A 235-nucleotide genomic window follows, 5' to 3' on the forward strand; every position below is an offset into this window, starting at 1 on the left:
CGGCAAAACCACCGGTTCGGTGACCATCGCGGCGCCAAGCGACGACGTCTACAAAGATGCCGGCAAGCTCACCGTAACGATGACGGATGCCAGCGGTGGCAACTTCGAAAAACTCGACATCAGCAAGGCGTCAACGACCACCACCGTCAAAGACACGGTCGACACCTCGACCGTCACCCTGACCGCCACCAGCAGCGTGGCCGAGGGCGGCACAGTGGTTTACACCGCCTCGGTC

The 235-nt window shown here is 62.1% G+C and carries 1 protein-coding gene; it reads left to right on the forward strand.

Going from position 1 to position 235, the window contains the following annotated elements; all coding sequences use genetic code 11:
- Positions 1-235: immunoglobulin-like domain-containing protein (locus tag VD17_RS30900; RefSeq protein WP_046057147.1), on the forward strand; the 235-nt coding region annotated here is incomplete at both ends.

It is taken from the genome of Pseudomonas fluorescens, from assembly GCF_000968015.1.
GTDB classification, from domain to species: Bacteria; Pseudomonadota; Gammaproteobacteria; order Pseudomonadales; family Pseudomonadaceae; genus Aquipseudomonas; species Aquipseudomonas fluorescens_W.